The organism is Yoonia sp., assembly GCF_036770585.1.
Classification (GTDB): Bacteria; Pseudomonadota; Alphaproteobacteria; order Rhodobacterales; family Rhodobacteraceae; genus Yoonia.
Map to the genome: position 1 here is coordinate 1 of NZ_DAIPIW010000043.1, position 21,692 is coordinate 21,692.

Consider the following 21,692-nt stretch of genomic DNA (forward strand, 5'->3'; position numbering starts at 1 on the left):
GCCAGCACAAGCATGAAGGCAAGGAAGATGAAGATCGCCTTGATGATCACAGGCCGAACCTCGCATAGGCGGCGCGTTCTTCGATACCTGCCACGGCGTCATCCACAATCTGCGCGCCAAAGCGCGACAGAAGAGGGCGTTTCTGGTCGTAACGGCGGAACCCGACCTTGTCGCCGAACCGCTCTTTCATCACGGGGGCCAGATGGCCGATCCCGTCGGCCAGACCCACGTCGATGCCTTTCTGGCCGATGAAGACTTCGCCGGTGAAAAGGTCGGAATTGTCGGCCAGTTTGGTTCCGCGCCGCTCTTTCACCTGGGCGATGAAGGTGTCGTGCAGGTCTTCCAGCCAGCCTTTCAGCTTTTTGACGTCCGCAGGGCTTTGCGGCTTGAAGGGATCGAGCATCGACTTCGACTTGCCTGCGGTATGCACGCGCCGTTCCACCCCGATCTTGCCGATGGCGTCCTGCAGACCGAAGCCGGCGCTGATCACGCCGATGGACCCCACGATCGAGGCCTTGTCGACGAAGATCTCGTCAGCGGCCGAGGCCAGCCAATACCCGCCCGAGGCCGCGACATCCTCGACGAAGGCGAATACGGGGATCTTCTTTTCGTCCGCCAGCCTGCGGATGCGGCTGGCGATCAGGGACGACTGCACCGGCGAGCCGCCGGGGCTGTTGATTTCGAGCGCGACCGCGGCAGGTTTGCCGCGCGCGATGGCTTTCTCGATCACGGGTGCCAGACTGGGGTTGTCCAGTCCGCGTGTGGAATTTGAGATCGCCCCCTGCAAACGGATCACGGCGACGAAGGGGTCAGATTTGACGAATGGAATATAGCGTTTCATGACATGATACTTAGCCCTTAGCGGACCGCGCACAAGGCTTACTGCCGGATGCGCCAGCCGGTTTTGAAGATCCACCAGATGACGCCCATGCAAAGCGCCGTGAAGAACGCGATGGCAAAGAGAGAAACGCCGATGCTGACATCCGCCGCCCCGAAGAACGACCAGCGGAACCCGCTGATCAGATAGACCACCGGATTGAAGAGGGTGATCGTCTGCCAGACGGGCGGCAACATGGTGATCGAGTAGAACGACCCGCCAAGAAAGACCAGCGGCGTGATCACCAGAAGCGGGATCAGTTGCAACTGTTCGAAGTTGCCCGCCCAGATGCCGATGATGAAGCCCAGAAGGGCAAAGCTGATGCAGGTCAGCACAAGGAAGGCCAGCATCGCGACAGGATGCGCGATCTGCAGATCGATGAAGAAGAAAGAGGTCAGCAGGATCACAAGCCCGATGAAGAATGCCTTGGTCGCCGCCGCACCGACGTAGCCTGCCACGACTTCCAGAAAACTGACCGGCGCCGACAGCAGCTCATAGATCGTGCCGATGAATTTCGGAAAGTAGATGCCGAAGCTGGCGTTGGATGTGGCCTGCGTCATGACCGTCAGCATGATCAGACCCGGCACGATGAAGGCGCCATAGCTGACGCCCTCGACCTCGTCGATGCGGCTGCCGATGGCCGCGCCGAAAACGACGAAGTAAAGCGAGGTCGACAGCACCGGCGAGATCAGGCTTTGCGTGATGGTCCGGAAAAACCGGCGCATCTCGAAGAGATAGATTGTCCAGATGGCCGCGAGGTTCATGTGGTTTCCTTTACCAGTCCGACGAAGATGTCTTCGAGACTGCTTTGCTGTGTCTGAAGGTCTTTCATCTGCAGCCCCGCCTTTTGCAGGTCGTTGAGCAGCGTGGTGATCCCGGTCCGTTCGCCCTTGGTGTCGTAGGTATAGACAAGGCTCATCCCGTCGGGGTGCCGTGTCAGCTCATAGGGGGCAAGCGCGTCAGGGACGCGGTCCGTCGCCTGCGCCAGATCGATGCGCAACTGCTTTTGCCCCATCTGGGCCATCAGTTCGGCCTTGTCCTGCACCAAGAGGATCTCGCCCTTGTTGATGACACCGACGCGGTCGGCGATCGCCTCGGCCTCTTCGATGTAATGCGTGGTCAGGATGATGGTGACGCCGGAGGCCTTGAGGTCGGCCACCACCTGCCACATGTCCTTGCGCAGTTCCACATCCACACCGGCTGTCGGTTCATCGAGAAACAGGACCTCGGGTTCATGGGCCAGCGCCTTGGCGATCAGGACGCGCCGCTTCATGCCGCCCGAAAGCGTCATGATCTTGTTGTCCTTCTTGTCGTGAAGCGACAGCTTGCGCAGAATGTCCTCGACCAGCGCGCTGTTGCGCGGCTTGCCGAACAGCCCGCGCGAGAAGCTGACCGTGTTGAAGACGGTCTCGAAGGATTCGAGCGTGATCTCCTGCGGCACCAGCCCGATCATGCGGCGCGCGGCGCGATAGTCGGTCTGGATGTCGTGGCCGCCGACCGTGACCGTGCCGCTGGTGGGCACCGTGATCCCACAGATGGTCGAGATCAGCGTGGTCTTGCCCGCACCATTGGGCCCGAGCAGCGCAAGGATCTCGCCCTTGCGGATATCGAGGTCGACAGACTTCAAAGCTTCGAACCCGCCGGCGTATGCCTTGCGCAGGGTCCTGACCGAAACGATAGGGGACATGGGATTGCCTTCTGGTTTGTGCGCAAAACCTAGTGTGACCAACGCCCGAGGGAAAGGGGCCAGTCGCCGCGTGATGCCACCCCCGGATGATCCATTGACAGCGGGGGGCGCGCGATGGACCATGCGGATCCCTGCTGAAAAACCCGGCAGAGGTTACTTGCGCTTTACAGTTCGCATGCACCGTGGGACCAGCGAAAGAATCAGCCATGTCTGCGGACAAAAGCAGTGAAAATGCAGGAAATACACACGACAGGCGACAAGAACCCCGGGAAACAGTGCCCAATTCCGGTCAATCACGGGGAAGTTGCCTGCAAGTCGTGCAAAACCATGTATTTTTGGCTGAAATCAGGGATTTTCGGCAGAAATCCGCCAACAACTGTTTCTCAAAGGGCTTATAATCCGGACGATTGAAGACGATTAAGAACCCCTAAACAACAAGTTAGCGTCACTTTTTGGCCTAATTTGAATGACACTAAATTACTTGATCGCAGTGTGTCTTGCGACCCATATCAGTTGCAAACTGGATTTTGATGATGGCTAACGCGCAACCGAAAGAGAACGTGGAAGAGAAAGAGAACTTTGTCGATGAACTGAAGCCCGGCACCAAGTTGATGCATGGCCAGTATACCATCGAAAGCTTTCTCAATGCGGGTGGCTTTGGGATTACCTATCTGGCCCGGGACAGTCTGGACCGGAAGGTCGTGATCAAAGAGTGTTTCCCCGGTGCCTTCTGCCGTCGCAGCCGTGCCGTGGTGCAGGCGCGGTCACGCGCGCACCAGAACGAGCTGAAGTCGATTGTCCGCCTTTTCGTGCAAGAGGCCCGCAGTCTCGCCAAGCTTGACCATCCCAACATCGTCGGCGTCCATCAGGTTTTCGAGGACAACGACACCGCCTATATGGCGCTGGATTTCGTGCGTGGTCGCGACATGCTCGACATAATCGAGGATGCGAACACCTCGCTGACGCCTGCGCAGATCCGCAATATCCTCAAGGAACTTCTGGGCGCAGTCGGCTTCATCCATGATCAGGGCATCCTGCACCGCGATATCTCGCCGGACAATATCCTGATCAACAAGGACTTTCACCCGATCCTGATCGACTTCGGCGCCGCCCGTGAAGAGGCGACCAAGCAAAGCCGCGTGCTGTCGGCGCTGCGTGTGGTCAAGGACGGATACTCGCCGCAGGAATTCTACATCGCCGGGTCCGACCAGAGCCCCAGCAGTGACCTTTACGCGCTGGCGGCCTCTTTCCATCACCTGATCACAGGCGAGGTCCCCCCCAATTCGCAGGCGCGCCTTGCGGCCATCGCCTCGGGCGAGACCGATCCCTACAAGGCGATCGTCGGCCGTTTCCCCGATTATGACGACAACTTCCTTGCCGCGATTGACAAGGCGCTTGCAGTTCTTCCCAAGGATCGCCTGAAATCAGCGCATGAGTGGCTGAACATGATGGAAGGTGTCGGCGGCAACGTCACGGCCCTGAACGTCGGCCCCGCGACCGCTGCAGGCGGGTCGGGTGCCGCGACCAGAACGGCGGCTGCGGGCAAGTCGAACATGCCGCTTTTGCTGGGTTCGGCTGCCGTTGTCGCGCTGCTGGTCGGCGTCGGCGTCATGACCATGTCGGGCAGCGAACAGCCTGCCGCGGACCTGTCTGCACCGGCTGCCGCTGTGGAAGCGCCCGCTGTGGCGGTCGAGACTGCTCCGGTTGCGCAAGACACCGCCACAGTGACCGAGACACCGGCTGCCGAAGAGACCGCCGTCGCCACGCAGGACGCCGCAACGGCAACCGAAGAGGCACCCGCCGCCGCCGAGGAACCTGCGGTCACGGAAGAGACCGCAGTCGCACCTGTTGTGCTCGAGACAGCCCCGCCGCTTGAGACCGCGCCGGTCGATACCCCCGCCGTCGAAAGCGCGCTGGAAACCGCAATCGCGACAGAGGCAGCGCCCGAAGCGACCGCCACGCCCGAGATCGCATCCGATCCGGTGACGACCGACGCGCCAGAGACGACCGCAGTGGTTGCGGCGCCTGCCATCACGGATACGGCCACGCCGGACATCCGCCCGCAGGTGCGCCCCGACGCGGTAGCACTGGCCGCCGTGCCGGACGTCGCGCCGCTGCCGGAGCCCGCCGAGACACCTGCAATCGTGACGGAATCGCCCGCTGCGGCCACCCTGCCAGAGCTGGCGGCGACCACGCCGACAGCCGATGCAGCGACCGGCGACGTGACGCTGCCGGTATCGCCAGAGCAGGTGGCATCGGTCAGCGATGGCCTGCCTGTCGATATTCTGACCGTCACCCCCGGAAACGAGGTCGTCGTCGTCGCCCCGGCGGCGGGCGAACCGGACCTGCTGACAACAGAATGGACCGTCCGCCTGCCCTTTACGCCGGTCAGCGAGGGTTCGAACATCGTCGGCGGTGTTGCCGCCATTGCGCCGGTCTGGGTGCAGCCCGGCATCGAAATCGCATCCGTCAACGGAACACCCGTCCAGTCCATCGACGCGATCCCCGATGCCTTGCGGTCACTGACCCCCGAGGCCTCGCTTTCCGCCTCCCTGCCGGTTCTTTTCGGGATCGCCGACGAAGCGACCGGGACCTCTGTCGCGCAGGCCTGGGTCTTGCCGGTCGTCCAGAACACGACGCTGTCTGACGGCACCGCGTTCGAGACGTATTTCTCTGGTTCGGGCTGGCGCACCGTTGTGACCGATCTTTCCGCCACCACAGCAGGCGGGCTTCAGATTGGTGACGTGGTCACAAGCTACATCGCCACCAGCGAACCTGTCGATGACCGGACCTCTATCGTGGACATCTTCACGCGCGAGATCGCCGCCGGGATCGAACAGTTCACATTCGCGGTCCAGCGGGACGGTAGTCTCTGGATTGCGACATACACCTATGACGGGACGGAATAAGACGTTAGGCTGCGGTGCAAACATGTGCCGCATATGCCCGTAGACCAAGTTAGAAGGTAGAAAAAATGAAGTTTATTCGTGATCTCCTTGGTAAAAAGCGCAAAGAGCCTGCGAAAAGCAGCGCCGAGACGGTCGAAACGCTAGAACAGTCGTACCGCGACACCATCGGTTCGATGGTGGACGGGACGAACGCACTGAGGGCAGCTTCGGACAAGCCGGAAACCGCCGCCGAGACAGCACCCGCGCCAAGGCCCGCGCAACCGCCTGCGGACACAGTCAATATCTGGGACATGGAAGACACCCCCGCGGATGCGCTGCCACCAGCGGCCGACCTGCCCGAGCCAAAGACCGAATTGCCCGCCGCACCTGCCGCACCTGCGGCGGCACGCTCGCCCGCGCGCGCGCGGCGCACCAAGACGCGTCTCATCGGTTTCGAGAAATCCGATGGTGCGGTCGTCGATCTTTTCAACGATGCCCCCTCCGCCGCAGCGCCGAAAGCAAAGAGCCTGAAGTTCCCTGTCGGCTGGATCGTGGTTGTCGAAGGTCCCGGTCGCGGCGAATGCTTTACCCTGCAGACGGGCATGTCGCAGATCGGTCGCGGCGACGACCAGGCGATCCAACTGGATTTCGGCGACAACTCGATCTCTCGGTCCAACCATGCGGCGATCGTCTTTGACCCCGAGACCAAAGAGTTCCTGCTGGGTCATGGCGGCAAGTCGAACATCGTCCGCCTGAACAACAAGCCTGTCATTTCGAACGAAAGCATCAAGACCGGCGACGTGATCAAGATTGGCGAAACCGTCCTGCGCTTTGTTGCGCTGTGCGACAAGTCGTTCAATTGGTCACAAGGTGGCAACGAGGAGGACGAAGATGTGGCGATCGCCTGAACCCCGTTTTGACGTCGCATCGGCGATCTGTCAGGGCGGCAGGGACTACCAAGAAGACGCGATCGTCACGGATTTTCCGTTCGGGTCCGACAGTGGTGTGGTCGTTCTTGCCGATGGCATGGGTGGCCATGCCGCCGGTGACGTCGCCAGCAAGATCGTCGTCACCGAAGTCTTCAGCGAATTGAAATTCGAAAGCGCGAACTTCGCTGATTTCGAAGCCGAGATCCCCGACTATCTGACCCGCGCCGCCGTCAATGCCAATGCCATCGTGCGCGAACATGTCATGGCACATCCCGAGACGCGCGGGATGGGGGCGACGCTGGTCTCCTGCGTTCTGGTCGAGAACCGGATGTACTGGATGTCGATCGGTGACAGCCCGCTCTATCATTATCGTGGCGGCAAGATGCAGCAGCTGAACGAAGACCATTCGATGGCGCCGCAGATCGATTTCATGGTCAAGTCCGGTCTTCTCGATCCCGAAGCGGGCAAGAACCATCCTGACCGCAACTGCCTGACCTCGGTGATCCTCGGTGATCGCGTGGCCAAGTCGGATTGCCCGAAAACCCCGTTCGAACTGCAGGTCGGCGATATCGTGGTGGTGTCAAGCGACGGTCTTCAGTATCTGGAAGACGACAAGATCCAGCGGATCCTGCATCGCTACCGCCGCAAGAAGGCGGCCGAGATCGCCGGATATCTGCTCGAAGCGATCGAGGCCCTTGCCGATCCGGATCAGGACAATTGCACCTTCTCGGTGATCAAGCTGAACCACAACAAGCCTGTCATTCAGGCCGTGCGCGCCAAGCCGATCGGTCACGTGGATCGCGAAACCTCGACCGTTACGCGGGTTGTCGACATCGAGGATGTCGAAGAGGTGGCCGCCAAGGTGGCCGACAAGCCGCTCGATTCGGTCACGATCACGGAATCGACGACGATCAAAGAGGTCAAGCCGATCCGCAAGGTGAAGGTTCACAACAACATCGAAACTCAAGAGGAGGTTGATGCGGCAGAGCCGCCGGCTAAGCTAGCCGCCGGAGGCCAGTAAATGTCGAATCAATCGCCCGATGAACGGGTGCACGAGGATCTTGCGCGGGCCGTGATGAGCGGCCTGCTGCCCGACCGTGCCCACGAACAAGCCGAGAAACTGCTGACGCGGCTGGAAACGCCGGTGCGCCTGTGCCTGCTTGGATTGCCGGAATCGGGGAAGTCGACGATCCTGAACCTGTTGATCGGGCAAGAGTTGATGCAGATCGGTGTCAGGATGCCGACATGCCAGGTGGTCTATGGTCGTGTGCCACAGGCGGTCTGCACCCTGTCCGACGGATCAAGGGTAGCCTTCGATACCATCGATCTTGACCAGATCGCTGCCCAGTCACCGGCTTTCGTGGAAATCCGCCTGCCGCTTCCGGCGCTCAAGAAGATTTCCGTCCTCGAGGTGGTGGCGCCGACTGATCCGGTTGCCCTGCATCGCGCCAGCCAGTGGGCCTCCAAGCGCTGCGATATCGCAATCTGGTGCACGGCGGACTATTCGCAGGACGAACAGCGCGTCTGGAGCCAGATGCCCGACGCGCTGAAGGATCATGCCCTGTTGATGATCACCCGCTATGACCTGTTGCAACAGCAGGGCCTGTTCGAAGAGGTCAGCGCCGCCGTGCACACCGCCGCCGCGGGCGAGTTCAACAAGATCATCCCGATTGCGACACGCGCCGCGATTGCTGCGCGCGATGCCAATGGCTCTGTCGACAAAGAGGCATTCCGGCGCAGCGGCGGGATGGCCCTGATCTCGGCTGTTCTCAAGCAGGTCGATCAGGGGCGGCGCTCGGCGCTGGATCTGGCAGAGGTGCTGTTGCTGCAGAATGAAGACGCGCTGGCGTCCATGGATGCGGTGATGGCGGCGGACGAGGCGCAGGAAGCCGCCGACGACGAAAGATTTGCGCAAGACGCGGCGGATCGCGGCGCAAGGGCAACGCCTGCGGCGGCAAAGCCGGACCCGGTTGCCACGCCCGACAAGGCCGAACCCGCCGCTGCCCGTGACGCCGCGCGCGATACCCAAGCCAAACCGTCGGCACCTGCCGTCGCGCCGAAGCCTGCGGGCCCAAAATTCGAAATCGCAAAGCACGCGCAGCCGACGATTTCGCCGATGCAGCGCCGTGAAACGACCAAGACACCCGATCAGGGACCACGCGAGCCCGAACGCGTTTCCGTCGGCATCGCCCGCCTGCGCAGTATTGCCGCCCGCCGCGCCGAACAGGGCTTGGCCACGCCCCCCGCCGTCGAGGTTCAGGCCGCAACGCGCACCGCCTACGAGCACGCGATCGCCCATCTCGAACAAAAGGCCGCGGCGCTGTCCGAGCAGATCATGGGGCTGGGGGATGATGCGCCGGCTGCAATCATCAGTCAGGCCGTCGAGGATTTGAACTGGCTGTGTGATTACCTGAACGCAAACGGAGATGATGAAGACCCCGCACTTGCACGCGCCCGCGATACGGCATTCGATGCCGCCGATCTTGTCCAACTGATGCAGATGGAAAAGCGCGACAGCGCCGCAATCGAAGCATTGAGCCTGATGTTGCAGGTCAAGCGCGAGTTGCAGGCGGATCTGGCGGCCTGACGCGGCAAGCGGTCGGCTGCCGGTTCTGAAGGCGTCGCTAAGATTTGCGCTCTGGTGCCGTTTCCATTATCCCAATAAAATCTATTTATTAGTGCCAACTGGCGATAGTGCGACGATGCGATTACGCCCAGCTGACCGCACGAAGGATATGCAGGATGAAGATGGAAGAGCTTGCAAAAGAGGTGAAAGCAGCCCTGCCAGAGGCTGCCCAACCAGAGTTTATGCGGCTCGGACTGGAAAAACTCGACGCGTTCTGCGACGAAATCCTTGATCTGGAAGCGACGTTGCAGGATGTCGTCAAGCTTGGCGGCGCGGATGCGGAAAAGAAATCGTCAAGGCTTATCAAACAGTTACGCAGTTTCGAGCCTAGCGTCACGATGATCGGTCAGATCAAGGCGGGCAAGACCTCGCTGGTCAATGCGATGGTTGGCAGACCTGATCTTCTGCCGGCGGACGTCAACCCATGGACCTCTGTTGTGACCTCTTTGCACCTGAACGCCCCGATCCCCGATGACGCGCCGACCGCATCGTTCCAGTTCTTCTCGCAGGATGAATGGGATCATCTTGTCGAAAACGGGGGGCGAATCGGTGAACTTTCTTCGCGCGCGGGGGCCGACGAAGAGCTTGAGAAGGTGCGCAAACAGATCGCCGAGATGCGGGAAAAGACCAAGGCACGCCTTGGGCGCAAGTTCGAGTTGCTGCTGGGCCAGAAACACAACTACGCCGAGCTGAACGACGACCTGATGCAGCGGTATGTCTGCATGGGGGATGATTTCGAGGATCCCGACGAAGAGGACCAGCAGGGCCGCTTTGCAGATATCACCAAGTCGGCGGACCTCTACCTGAATACCAAGGCATTGCCGATGCCGATCTGTATCCGCGACACGCCCGGTGTGAACGATACCTTCATGATGCGCGAGCAGATCACCATCAACGCCCTGCGCGACAGCCGCATCTGCGTGGTCGTGCTGTCGGCGCATCAGGCGCTCAGCTCGATGGATATGGGTCTGATCCGCCTGATCTCGAACGTGAAGGCGCGCGAGGTGATCATCTTCGTCAACCGGATCGACGAACTGGCCGACCCGGCCAATCAGGTGCCTGAAATCCGCGACAGCATCACCCAGACGCTGGCCGACAACAACGGCCCCGAGAACCCGCAGATCATCTTCGGCAGCGCCTATTGGGCGAATATCGCACTTAGCCCGGAGCTGGATCAGATCGTCTCGGACAGCGCCGACGCGCTTTACAACTGGGCCGAAAGCACGCTGAGCGCGGAAGCCGCGAACATGGGCACCCACGAATTGGTCTGGCATCTGTCGGGCATGCCGCAGCTTTACGCCGCACTGTCGGAACGTATCGCCGAAGGTCCGGGGGCAGAGGTTCTGGCAGCCTCGCGCAAGAAGGCGTTGAACCTTGTATCCGGTGTCCGCGCATCGAACGAAATGATCTCGATGCGGCTGGAAGGTGACGAGGTCACGGTGATGTCGGCCGATGTCCTGAAAGAACATCTCGACAAGCTTGAGGCCGACAATTTCAAGCTGCTGCACGACCGTCTGGATATCGTCTTTCAGCAATTCGGCTCACGCGTGGATCAGTCGCATAGACGCTTTCTTGATCGCGCGCTGGAATCGCTGCTTCAGCATCTCGAAGCGAAGGGCGAGCAGGAAATCTGGCAATACAGCCCCGACGGTCTGCGGATGCTGCTGCGCACAAGCTATCAGGTCATGCGGCGCAACGTCGGCGCTGCCTGCCAAGAGGTCTTCGGCGCCGCCGCCGCCGATCTGTCCGACACCTACCGGTCCGCCTTTGGGGTCGACGTCAAGAATTTCACGATCACGCCTCCTGCCGCGCCGGAAATCCCGCCGCCGGTCACCCTTGGCCAGACGATCGCGCTGGACCTGCAGACCTCGTGGTGGAAGGGCTGGTGGCAACGTCGCAAGGGCTATCGCGCCTTCGCCAGCGGTTTTTATGACCTGATCGAGGCCGAAACGACACCGATCGTCGCCGAGTTGAAAGAGCGTCAGGTCGCCGATATCCGCGCCGCCGCCGAACGCGAGTTGCGCGATTTCCTCGAAGACCAGCGCGCGCTGCTTGAGGATATCAGCAGCAAGTCCGAACTCGATTTCGCCGATCTCGAGGATATCTTCGGCATCAAGGCGCAGAAAGAGCGTGAAGAACTGTTCGAGTATATCTACGACGAACTGACCGTGACCCGTGCGGGAGGCAGCGCATGACTGCCAGCGCCCTCGGCCGCAAGCCGCGTATCGCCCTGATGGGCGAATTCAGCGCGGGCAAAAGCACCCTGTCCAACCTGCTGATGGGGGTGCGCCCGCTGCCCGAAAAGGTCACCGCGACGCGGCTGTCGCCGGTCTGGATCACCTATGGCAACGAAGAACCCTACCGCGTCGATGTGCAGGGCTTCGTCGAGCCGATCAGCATCTCGCAACTGGAACAGGTCCCGGTCGAGGACACCCGCTATGTCCATCTGTCGATCGAGGCGGATATCCTCGAGGTTTGCGATCTGATCGACTTTCCCGGCATCTCGGACCCCAATATGTCGTCCGACGTCTGGGAACGCATGTTGCCCGAGGTCGATGCCGTCATCTGGTGCACCCACGCCAATCAGGCGTGGCGTCAGTCCGAAGCCGCGGTCTGGGAAAGCATGCCGCAATCGGTGCGCGACAATTCGATCCTGCTGATCACCCGCTACGACAAGCTGACCACCGAACGGGACCGGATGCGGGTCTTCAAGCGCGTCACCCGCGAGACTGCGGGCATGTTCGGCGGGACCTTCCCGATCTCGCTGTTGCAGGCGATCAAGGCGGGTGAGGATTACGACCTCTGGGATGCCAGCGGCGCCGGCCCTTTCACCGAGCATCTGATCGACACGATCGAGCGGCTGACGAAACTGACGGCGCGGACCGAACTGCCGCTTTACAACTTTGCCCATGCGGCCGATGTGCCGCCGGCGGTTCAGGCACCGGTGGTCCCCCGCCGTGTGCAGCGCCGCCCCGATCCTGCCGAGGCGCCTTTGCTGCTGGGTGACGATACGCATGAGGATGCGATAAGCGCGCCGACCCTGCGCGAGACCTGAATGAAGTCATGCACCCCTTCGTGTTGCGGCGGTGTATCCAAGGAAGCGGACGAGAATGGTTGTTGACGAGTTGGACCTTTTGCGGGGCGCGACCCCCGGCTGCGAGACTGTGGCATTTGCCGATCTTTCGGCGCATATGATCCTTGTGACCGACAGCGGCACCAGCCACCCGCGCGAGACGCTGGATGCGCTCTGCGACGAGGCGGCGACACTGCTTGGCCGCAAGGGAAAACCCGCCCTCGGCGAAAAGCCCAGCAATGTCGCGGTCTGGGCCACGCAGGCATCACTGCGGGTCTTTCTGCGTGCGCAGGACGAGCCGAACGATGTATTGTGTTGTGTCTGTGCGCCAAATGTGAACGTTGGTAGGCTTGTAGCCAACGCGACTGCATGCCTTGATCGCATCAGCAGCGGCTGAGAAACACTGGATCGAGCCGGACCAAGACGATGAGCGACCTGACAGCCCTTGCGGAAAGACTTGCAAGCCTGCACAGCGGCACCGATGTCTTTGAAAACGGGACGCGCCTGATCGCGCAAGGCGGCGTGCCTTCGGGCATGGCGGCGCTGGTCCGCGCGATCGACGAAACCGTGCTTGAACGCAATCTGGAAATCATGACGGGGACCCATATCATCACGCTGGTCGTCGCCGGGCGGCGGCTGCGGGGGATCACCGGTGTCGTGCCCGCCAAAGGCAAGAGCGCGCGGCTGGTGGGCGAACCTCTGGCGCGGGACGATCACAAGACGCTCGAGGCGGTGGGCGCGTTGCTGACCGAACTGCTGTCTGCCGCGCCGCGCATCACCTTGCGCAGCCTGCCCGCCGAAAGGTTCGGCAAGTCCGGTGACCGGGGTGTCGCGGCGGCCACCCTGATCGAGGTCTGGAACATCGACATGAACGCCGCCCCCCTGCCCCCCGTGCAGCGGTTCCTGCGCGGCAATGAGGGCGTCTTGAAGGCCTATGTCCATCTGAGCGGTGGCGAGATCGTGGACAGCGATGGCGACATTTCGGGACTTCAGACCGTGCTGGAGACCCAGCTCGACGACTTTTTGGCCACGCGGATGAAACTCTCGGGTAATGCCGAAGGTCCACAGCTGATGTCGCTGGAAGGTGCCCTGCCCGGCGACAAGGCCCTTGCGCTGGCGCAGTCCGAGGATGACCTTATCCTGCTGATCTACGAACCGAAGGCGCTTGGCCAGATCCATGCCTCGTGGCAGGCGGTCTTTCACTGATGCACCCGGCCGTCGCATCCGCAAGGCGCGCTGACAGCTTTTTTGACGGCTTCGACGAAAGGTTCTTCGAGGGGCCGGATGGCCCTGTCTTCTACCGTATCAAGGGGGACGGGCCGCCTCTGGTCCTGCTGCACGGCTATCCGCAGACCTCGGCCATGTGGCACGCGGTGGCGCCAAGGCTGGCCGAGACCTATCAGGTGATCTGTCCTGATTTGCGGGGCTATGGCCGGTCGCTGAAACCTGCGACAACGCCGGACCACGCGCCCTATTCCAAGCGGGCGATGGCGGGGGATGTGGTCGCGCTGATGTCGCATCTGGGGCACAGCCGCTTTCTGATCGGCGCGCATGACCGCGGCGGGCGCGTTGCGCACCGGCTGGCCGCCGATCATCCCGACAAGGTCATCGCGTTTTCCGTGCTGGACATCGCCCCCACCCGCGAGATGTATCGCGAGGCCGACAGCGGCTTTGCCCATGCCTATTGGCATTGGTACTGGCTGACGCTCGATGCACCCTTTCCCGAAACGCTGATCGGGGCCGACCCCGATTTCTACCTGCTGAAGAAATGCGGCGGGATGGGCAACAAGAGCATGGATCACTTCGCGGCGCAGGCGTTGCAGGAATATCTGACCTCTTTCCGCAACCCCGCGGCCATCCATGGCGCCTGCGAGGATTACCGCGCGGCGGCCTCTATCGACATCGCCCATGACGATGCGGAAACCGGCAAGGTGCAGGTGCCCCTATTGGCGCTTTGGGGTGCGGACGGGGTGATCGCGGCGCATTTCGATTGTCTGGCGCTTTGGCGCGAGCGGGTCGCGGATGTGCAGGGCTGGCCCCTGCCCGGCGGGCATTATCTGGCCGAGCAATCCCCCGACAAGGTGCTTGCGGCGTGGCTGCCGTTCTTTGCCGAGATGATGCGGCGTCCCTAGACCAGCTTCGCGGGGAACCCGTCGGCGCGCAGGTCGGTGCCCAGCATGTCTTCCAGCAGTTTCACGATCATCGGCGACTGCGCCTCGCCCCCGTAGGCGGCGCGGGCGGCGACATAGGTCTGCTCGGTCGCGGCGGCCAGTTCCAGCGGCACGCCGAATTCGCGGCCGAATTCCATCGCAAAGCCAAGGTCCTTCAGCGCCAGATCGACATTGAAGGCGATGTCGTAGGACCCGTTCAGCACCAGCGCGCCTTCGGTTTCATGCACGAATGACGTGCCCGAGGATGCCTTGATCGCATGCCACGCCTGCGCCAGATCAAGCCCGCCGCGCTTGGCCAGCATCAGGGATTCACCACAGGCCTTGAGGTGGATGAAGGCCAGCATATTGGTGATCACCTTGATGATCGAGGCCGACCCGAGCGGCCCCATATGAAAGACCTTGTCGCCCATCGCCTGCAGCGCGGGCAGATGCAGGTCGAACATGTCCTTGTCGCCACCCGCCAGCATGGTGATCTTGCCTTGGGCGGCCAGATGCACCCCGCCGGTCACCGGCAGTTCCATCAGGCGCACGCCATGCTTTGCGGCCTTGTCGGCGAAGCCCAGCACCTCGTCCCGGCCAAGCGTCGACATTTCGATCCAATGCGCCCCCTCTTTCATCGCAGGCAGCATCTGGTCGGCGACGATCTCGGACACGGCAGGCGACGGCAGGCAGGTGATGACGTGATCCACCTCTGCGGCCAATGCGGCAGGGCTGTCGGCCCAGGTCGCACCGGCGTCCAGCGCCTTTTGGCAGGCCCCCTTGTTGAGGTCGGTCACCGTGACCTGCATGCCCCCGCGCAAAAGGCAGCAGGCGCAGTTCGCCCCGAGGTTTCCCTGACCGATGTATCCGTAGTGCATGACGCGCCCCTAGTTGAAATAGATGTTGTAGTCCTTGCGGATCGCGGCGTCGATGGCCGGATCGATCTGGATGCGGGCCTGCTCCAGTATCGCGTTCTTGCGCTTGATCGCAGAATCAAGAAGGATCGGGCGGTTCGCCTCGTTCCATTCCTTGGGGCTCATCCGGTTGCCAAGGCTGGGGTAGATATATTCGGTCTGCATCAGTTCCAGCGTCTGGTCAGAGCCCAGATAATGACCGGGCCCGCCGACGCAGACGGCCATCATCGCTTCGATCGAGGTATTGTCTTCGGTCACGTCGATCCCGCGCACGCAGCGCAGGACCTGCCCCAGAATGTCATCGCCCAAGACCAGCGATTCCAGACAGAACCCCAAGAGAGAGGCGTGCATCCCGACGGATTCGTAGACCATGTTCAGGCCTGACAAGCCCGCAAGAACGTTGGTGATCCCCTGTTCCCATCCGGCCTGCATGTCGGGCAGCTTGCTGTCGGAAATCCCCGCAGCCGCCCCGCCGGGCAGGTCGTAGAACTTGTGCATCTGGGCGCAGCCTGCCGTCAGCAGGGCCTGTTCCGCAGAGCCACCGGACATCGCCCCCGTGCGCAGGTCGGACACGAAGGGCCATGTGCCGAAGACCGCCGGATGACCGGGGGCCATGGCGTTGACATAGACAACGCCCGCAAGGCACTCGGCCACCGCCTGCACGATGGCCAGCGCGATCGGGGCAGGGGCCGTCGCCCCCGCCTGCCCTGCCGACAGCAGCAGCACGGGCATTCCGGCGCGGATGCATTCCTCCATCGCGATGCAGCTTTCCTCGGCGAATTTCATCGGCGGCACGACAAAGCAGTTGCTGTTCGACACGAAAGGCCTTGCGCGCCAGGCGTCCTCGCCGCCGGCGATGCGGTGCAGCAGTTCGATCCCCGGTTTCACATGGGCAGGTTCGCTGAACGAGGTGCCGACGTGCTTGGTCGTGCCCGCGCAGCAGGCGTAGATCGTGTTGAGGTCCATATCGAGGTTGTCGGGGATGTCACGGCAGACCATCGCGCGCTGGAAGAAATGCACGTTGTCGAGGGCATGGGTGATCTTCGCCGCATCGTGCAGGTCCTGCGCGGTGCTGTCGCGGTAGGTGTTCGTCGCCAGATCGACCACATGGACTGCCGCCCCCGCGGTGCCGAAATGCACACGGTTGCCCGAAAGGTGCAGGTCATGCTTGGGGTCGCGGCCATAGAGCGTGATATTGCGGGCGGCCTTGGCCAGCATATCCTCGACCAGCGCGCGGGGGAAGCGGATGCGCCCGTCATCGCCCAGGATCGCCCCTGCTTCGGTCAGGATCTTCACGCCCGAGGCGGGGGCCTGCGACAGGCCGATCTGTTCCAGCGCATCAAGCGCCGCCGCGTGGATCCGCTGCACCTGCGCATCCGTCAGCGGGCGATATTGCCCGCCTTCGAGACCCGCCCTGACGGGCCGCACATTTTCGGCCAATGGCGCACGGCGCAGGGCCACACGGGCTGCACGACCACCGGAACGACGCTTCATGTCTGTCATAACCGACCCTCCATTTTTCACAAATTTATCTTCCTGCACAGGCTCTTGATCAATCTGGCCATTCGGTCATTATTGATCGGGATTTCCGATCAGAGGGTCAGCGCCCATGCAACTGGAACAAATCGAAACATTCCTCGATCTTTGCGAGACACGCAGCTTTCACCAGACGGCCGAGCGTCTGTCGGTCACCCAGTCCACGGTCTCGGCGCGGGTGAAGGCGCTGGAAGCGTCGGTCGGCGCGCGTCTGTTCAAACGCTCGCGGGCGGGAACGGCGCTGACGACGGAAGGCCTGCGGTTCGAGCCCCATGCGCGCGGCTTGCGCCACAACTGGCAGACCGCGCTGAACGCGACCAAGGATGTGGCCTTGGGTGGCGTGACGATGCGCATCGGGTTGCAGCACGATCTGGTGGGAATGGGGATCCGTGATCTGATTGCGGACCTGAGGCAGACCTTTCCGGACACCGCTTTCTTGCTGGAATCGGATTATTCCACCCAGATGTGCAATGATCTGGTGACCGGTTCGCAGGACATCGCGGTCCTGTATTCGCCAAAGCTGTTGCCGGACCTGCACTTTGAACCGCTGGGCGAGGTGCGTTATGTCATGATTTCCACACAGGCCGCGACCGTGTCCGAGATCGTGCCGGACAGCTATATCCTTGGCAATTATGCGCCCGCTTTCTCGCAGATGCATGCGGCACTCTTTCCGCAATTGTCCCAAGTGCCGCTGTCGATCGGGCAGAACGCGGGAATGGTGGCCTTGCTGGGGTCGTTCTCGGGCACGGCCTATGTGCTGGAAAGCTCGGCTGCGGCATTGGTGGCGGACGGGGAATACCGCCGTGTGAGCGACGCGCCGGTGATTGCGCAACCTCTCTTTGCGGGGTTGAATGCGCGCAACCGCAACCGCACCAGTTTTCGCCGGATGGTCGCGATCCTGAAACGGCAGTTTCTGGGGAGGGTGCCGACAGGGGCGGCGCCATCGCGGCCAGCCGACACTTGAATATGCAGGGCATGAACGAAAGGCACCAAGATGCAAAACACGCTTGTCGATGTGTTGCGGCTGTCCCGTCAGGACAATCCCGCGGCACCGCTGGCCCATCTGCCCGATGGGACAACCGTCAGCTATGGCGCGTTCTTTGCCGGTGCCGAACAGATCGCCGCGGCACTGGTGGCCGCCGGCCTTGGCCCGGGTGACAGGGTTGCGGCGCAGGTGCACAAATCCTTAAGCGCGCTGCAGCTTTATGTCGGCACCGTGATGGCGGGCGGGGTCTTTCTGCCGCTGAACACCGGATATACGGCGACGGAACTTGCCTATTTCATCGCGGACGCTTCGCCCCGCGTTGTCGTCTGCGATCCGGCCGACCAAGACGCCGTGGCCGCCCTTGCCACAGCCAGGGTCCTGACGCTTGATGCCACGGGCCAAGGGACCCTGACAAAGGCCGCCCAAGGGCATCCTGCGGGGTTTACCCCCGTGGCGCGGGGGGCCGACGATCTGGCGGCGATTCTCTATACCTCGGGCACGACCGGCAAGCCCAAAGGCGCCATGCTGAGCCATCGCAACCTTGCAAGCAACGCGCAGACCTTGGCGGACTACTGGCAATTCACGGCGGATGATGTCCTGATCCATGCCTTGCCGATCTTTCATACGCACGGTCTTTTCGTGGCAACGAACATCACGCTGGTCAGCGGCGGGGCGATGATCTTTCAGCCGGGTTTCAACACCGATGACATCCTTGCCGCACTTCCCCGCGCAACGGCGCTTATGGGGGTGCCCACCTTCTACACGCGGCTTTTGCAGTGCGAAGGACTGGCCAAGGCGGCGGCGCGGATGCGGCTTTTCATTTCGGGGTCCGCCCCCTTGCTGGCCGAGACCCATGTGGCGTGGGAACAGCACACCGGCCACCGCATCCTCGAGCGTTACGGGATGACCGAGACCAATATGAACACCTCGAATCCCTATGATGGCGAACGCCGCGCGGGCACCGTCGGTGTCCCGCTGCCGGGTGTCGATCTGCGCCTGACGGACGGCAAGGGCAAGCGCGTCGAGGACGGCCAACCGGGGATCGTCGAAGTGCGCGGCCCCAATGTCTTCAAAGGATACTGGAACCTGCCCGAGAAGACGGCGGAAGAGCTTTTGCCGGATGGTTTCTTCGTCACGGGCGATATCGGCACGCTGGACGCGGATGGATATCTGCGGATCGTCGGGCGCGCAAAGGACATGGTGATCACCGGCGGCTACAACGTCTATCCCAAAGAGGTCGAACTTCTGATCGACGCCCACCCCGGCGTGGTCGAGAGCGCCGTCATCGGCGTGCCGCATCCGGATTTCGGTGAGGCTGTGGTCGGCGTCGTCGTCCTGCAAAGCCCGGATGCGACCACGCAAGACAGCATCCTTGGCGATATCGGTCCGCAGCTTGCGCGCTACAAGCAGCCCAAACGGCTTTTCTTCGTGGAGGCCCTGCCACGCAATGCGATGGGCAAGGTGCAAAAGAACCTCTTGCGGGACCGCTATGCCCAGACTTTCACCGATGCCCCATGAAGGTGCATGGCTGGGGGTCTTCGACTGACAGGTGCTGTCAACATCGCCAAAGCTGGCGGCACATCAGGGCCGTAGCCTGTGTTCGAGCCCGTCCAGCATGTCCAGACACTTTTGCAGTTGCCCGATGGCGAGAAACTCGTCCGGTTTGTGCGCCTGTTCGATCGACCCGGGGCCGCAGACCGCCACCGACATACCAAGCGCGGCGAAGAGACCTGCCTCGGTCCCGAAAGGCACGACACCCGAGTGGTTGCTGCCGGTCAGTTCCATCAAAATATCCCGCGCCTCGTTGATGGCCGCAGGTTCAAGTCCCGCGACCTCACCGATGATTTCCGTGGTGATGGATGCCGTGGGATCCACACGCTGCATCGCGGGCAAGAGGACCGAACGGACGTAATCCTCGGCCTGGGATTTCACGAAATGGAAGTCGCTGTTCTGCACTGGGCGGAACTCCCATTGGACCGACGCCGTTTCGGGGATCACGTTGTGGATCGTGCCGCCCGTCAAGGCACCCGTGCTGATCGTCGTCCAGGGCGGATCGAAGCGGCTGCCGGCCGGTGCGCGGGATTTCATCTCTTCGGCCAAGGCCATCAGCCTTGTGACATAGCGCACAGCATATTCGACCGCATTCACACCGAGGTCCGGCATTGACCCGTGCCCGGCCCGTCCACGGAAATGCGTGGTGTATTCGCAGCAGCCCTTGTGCCCTTCGATGACCTGCAACATCGTCGGCTCACCGATGATCGCCAACGAGGGCCGAAGTTCGCGCTGCTGAAGCCACTCGACCAGGGCTTGCGCCCCGACACAGCCGGTTTCTTCGTCATAGGTGAAAGAGAAATGCACAGGGCGCGCCAAGGCACCAACAGCAAGGTCTTCTGCCTTGGCCAAGGCTGCGGCGATGAAACCCTTCATGTCGCAGGTGCCGCGACCGAAAAGCTTGCCGTCCTTTTCGGTCATCTCGAACGGCGCATGCGTCCAGTCCTGATCGGCCACGGGCACCACATCCGAATGTCCTGACAGCACGATGCCGCCCGGCTTGTCCGGACCGATCGTCCCGAAGAGATTGGCCTTCTGCCCGTCGGGCGTGAACTGCAACTGTACATCGGCGCCCAGATCCTGCAAGCGCTGCGCCATATACCCAATCACCTCGACATTGCTTTCGCTCGAGACACTGGGATAGGCGATCAGGTCGGCAAGGATCGCTTTGGTTCTTTCAAGCGTCGTCACCGGTCTAGTCCTTGATGAAAAGCTTGCGTTCAATGTCGCAAAGCGCCTCGGCGGGGCCGTCTTGCTTGATCAGGATCGTCTCGGTGGTCTCCAGTCCCCAGGTATCCATCCAGAGGGCCGGCATGAAATGGAAGGTCATGCCGGGCTGCAGGACGGTTTCATCCTCGGTCCGGATCGAGGCAGAGCGTTCGCCCCAGTCCGGCGGATAGCTGAGGCCGATGGGATAGCCCATGCGCCCCTGACGCTCGATCCCGTATTTGGCCAGCACGGCCATGAAGGCCCGGGCGATATCGCATGTCCGGTTGCCTGCCCGGGCTGCGTCAAGCGCGGCCGCGATCCCTTCGATCTGGGCGGCCTCGGCGCGGCGCACGGATGCGTCGGGCCTGCCCAGAAAGACCGTCCGGCAGAGCGGTGCATGATAGCGGCGGTAGCAGCCGGACAGTTCGAAGAACGTCGCCTCGCCCTTGCGCATCGGGTCGCCGTTCCATGTCAGGTGCGCGGCGGTGGCATCCAGCCCTGACGGGGTCAGTGGCACGATGGCAGGGTAGTCGCCCCAGTCGTCGCCAACACCGGCGATGCCGGCGTGCATGATATCCGCGACAAGGTCGTTCTTCCGCACACCGGGTGCCGCCTTGTCGATCGCGGTCCGGATGACCTTTTCGGTAATGCGCGCCGCTTTGCGAATGAAGCCGATTTCTTCCTCGGACTTGACCAGCCGCCGCCAGTTCACCAGCGCCGTTGCATCAACCAGTTGCGCGGCGGGCAGCGCCTCGGTCAGCACCTGATGGGCCTTGGCCGAGTAATAGTAGTTCTCCATCTCGACCCCGATACGGGCTTCTTCGAAACCCCGAGATGCAAGCTGTTTGGCAAGATCCTGCATCGGGTGATATTCGGTCGACTGGATATAGTGATCGCCATAGCCAATCACGTTTTCGGGCTGCATCCAGCATGTGCGCCGCCCGCCGAACATGTCCATCATCCGGCCCCACCAGACAGGTTCACCCTCCATCCCGAGGATCACGCCCTGATGCACGTAAAAGGACCAGCCGTCATAGCCTGTCAGCCAGGCCTGGTTCGACGGGTCGGTCACGAAAAGAACATCGATGCCCGCCATATCCATCGCGGCACGGGTCGCGGTGATCCGGCGGTCGTATTCGCCCTGCGAAAATGCGGCGTTCCCGATTGGCATATGCGTCCCCTTTTTCATATGACTGCCGATTGACACCCACCGCAGCCTACTTCGCGCGGGAGGCGACATGACGTTCGCGTTCGTTGCGAAGCACCG

The 21,692-nt window shown here is 62.1% G+C and carries 18 protein-coding genes; 11 read left to right on the forward strand and 7 right to left on the reverse strand.

Translation table 11 applies throughout. The features are described from left to right. Positions 1-46: 46 nt before the first annotated feature. From V7N12_RS09055 to V7N12_RS09065, 3 genes are read right to left on the reverse strand one after another with little or no spacing between them, the layout of a single operon-like run. Complete coding sequence (locus V7N12_RS09055; protein ID WP_333714173.1) at positions 47-841, reverse strand: S49 family peptidase; 795 nt, start codon at positions 839-841, stop codon at positions 47-49. Between the two features lie 38 nt (positions 842-879). Then, positions 880-1,641, reverse strand: a complete 762-nt coding sequence (locus V7N12_RS09060) for an ABC transporter permease (protein ID WP_333714174.1) — start codon at positions 1,639-1,641, stop codon at positions 880-882. Then, the gene (locus V7N12_RS09065; RefSeq protein ID WP_333714175.1) at positions 1,638-2,564 is read right to left on the reverse strand and encodes an ABC transporter ATP-binding protein; all 927 of its coding nucleotides are present in this window, start codon (positions 2,562-2,564) and stop codon (positions 1,638-1,640) included. Before V7N12_RS09065 ends, V7N12_RS09060 begins: the two co-directional genes overlap by 4 nt. Before the next feature lie 533 nt (positions 2,565-3,097). On the opposite strand from V7N12_RS09065, the gene V7N12_RS09070 reads away from it, so the two are divergent. The 9 genes from V7N12_RS09070 to V7N12_RS09110 all read left to right on the forward strand — a co-directional run bounded on the left by V7N12_RS09070 (position 3,098) and on the right by V7N12_RS09110 (position 14,212). Further along, positions 3,098-5,473 (forward strand): serine/threonine-protein kinase, encoded by a 2,376-nt coding sequence (locus V7N12_RS09070; protein ID WP_333714176.1) that lies wholly within the window; start codon positions 3,098-3,100, stop codon positions 5,471-5,473. Positions 5,474-5,538: 65 nt separating this feature from the next. Further along, positions 5,539-6,360: an FHA domain-containing protein gene (locus tag V7N12_RS09075; protein WP_333714177.1), complete on the forward strand. Its 822-nt coding sequence runs from the start codon at positions 5,539-5,541 to the stop codon at positions 6,358-6,360. Next, the gene (locus tag V7N12_RS09080) at positions 6,344-7,402 is read left to right on the forward strand and encodes a PP2C family protein-serine/threonine phosphatase (protein WP_333714178.1); all 1,059 of its coding nucleotides are present in this window, start codon (positions 6,344-6,346) and stop codon (positions 7,400-7,402) included. The genes V7N12_RS09075 and V7N12_RS09080 overlap by 17 nt, the downstream gene beginning before the upstream one ends. After that, a complete protein-coding gene (locus tag V7N12_RS09085; RefSeq protein WP_333714179.1) occupies positions 7,403-8,968 on the forward strand; it encodes a hypothetical protein in 1,566 nt (521 codons plus the stop codon). A gap of 155 nt (positions 8,969-9,123) precedes the next feature. Next, complete coding sequence (locus V7N12_RS09090) at positions 9,124-11,202, forward strand: dynamin family protein (protein ID WP_333714180.1); 2,079 nt, start codon at positions 9,124-9,126, stop codon at positions 11,200-11,202. Further along, on the forward strand, positions 11,199-12,062 hold the full coding sequence (locus V7N12_RS09095) for a dynamin family protein (RefSeq protein WP_333714181.1): 864 nt from the start codon (positions 11,199-11,201) through the stop codon (positions 12,060-12,062). The genes V7N12_RS09090 and V7N12_RS09095 overlap by 4 nt, the downstream gene beginning before the upstream one ends. Before the next feature lie 55 nt (positions 12,063-12,117). Further along, positions 12,118-12,477: a hypothetical protein gene (locus V7N12_RS09100; RefSeq protein ID WP_333714182.1), complete on the forward strand. Its 360-nt coding sequence runs from the start codon at positions 12,118-12,120 to the stop codon at positions 12,475-12,477. Between the two features lie 29 nt (positions 12,478-12,506). Further along, positions 12,507-13,286 (forward strand): hypothetical protein, encoded by a 780-nt coding sequence (locus tag V7N12_RS09105; protein WP_333714183.1) that lies wholly within the window; start codon positions 12,507-12,509, stop codon positions 13,284-13,286. Continuing rightward, entirely contained in the window at positions 13,286-14,212 is a 927-nt protein-coding gene (locus tag V7N12_RS09110; RefSeq protein ID WP_333714184.1) for an alpha/beta fold hydrolase, read from the forward strand. Before V7N12_RS09105 ends, V7N12_RS09110 begins: the two co-directional genes overlap by 1 nt. Here V7N12_RS09110 and V7N12_RS09115 read toward each other — a convergent pair. Together V7N12_RS09115 and V7N12_RS09120 are read right to left on the reverse strand one after the other, a co-directional pair. After that, on the reverse strand, positions 14,209-15,108 hold the full coding sequence (locus V7N12_RS09115) for an NAD(P)-dependent oxidoreductase (protein ID WP_333714185.1): 900 nt from the start codon (positions 15,106-15,108) through the stop codon (positions 14,209-14,211). The genes V7N12_RS09110 and V7N12_RS09115 overlap by 4 nt on opposite strands. Positions 15,109-15,117: 9 nt before the next feature. Then, the gene (locus V7N12_RS09120; protein WP_333714186.1) at positions 15,118-16,647 is read right to left on the reverse strand and encodes a trimethylamine methyltransferase family protein; all 1,530 of its coding nucleotides are present in this window, start codon (positions 16,645-16,647) and stop codon (positions 15,118-15,120) included. Between the two features lie 106 nt (positions 16,648-16,753). Between V7N12_RS09120 and V7N12_RS09125 the strand changes: the two genes are divergently transcribed. Further along, positions 16,754-17,644, forward strand: coding sequence for a LysR family transcriptional regulator (locus V7N12_RS09125; RefSeq protein ID WP_333714187.1), 891 nt, complete (start codon positions 16,754-16,756; stop codon positions 17,642-17,644). A 30-nt stretch (positions 17,645-17,674) separates the two neighbouring features. Continuing rightward, positions 17,675-19,183: a malonate--CoA ligase gene (locus V7N12_RS09130; RefSeq protein WP_333714189.1), complete on the forward strand. Its 1,509-nt coding sequence runs from the start codon at positions 17,675-17,677 to the stop codon at positions 19,181-19,183. 63 nt (positions 19,184-19,246) lie between these two features. Here V7N12_RS09130 and argE read toward each other — a convergent pair whose 3' ends face one another. Beyond that, positions 19,247-20,407 (reverse strand): acetylornithine deacetylase, encoded by a 1,161-nt coding sequence (argE, locus tag V7N12_RS09135; protein ID WP_333714191.1) that lies wholly within the window; start codon positions 20,405-20,407, stop codon positions 19,247-19,249. A gap of 4 nt (positions 20,408-20,411) precedes the next feature. Beyond that, a complete protein-coding gene (locus V7N12_RS09140) occupies positions 20,412-21,596 on the reverse strand; it encodes a M24 family metallopeptidase (RefSeq protein ID WP_333714193.1) in 1,185 nt (394 codons plus the stop codon). Positions 21,597-21,692: the final 96 nt, after the last annotated feature.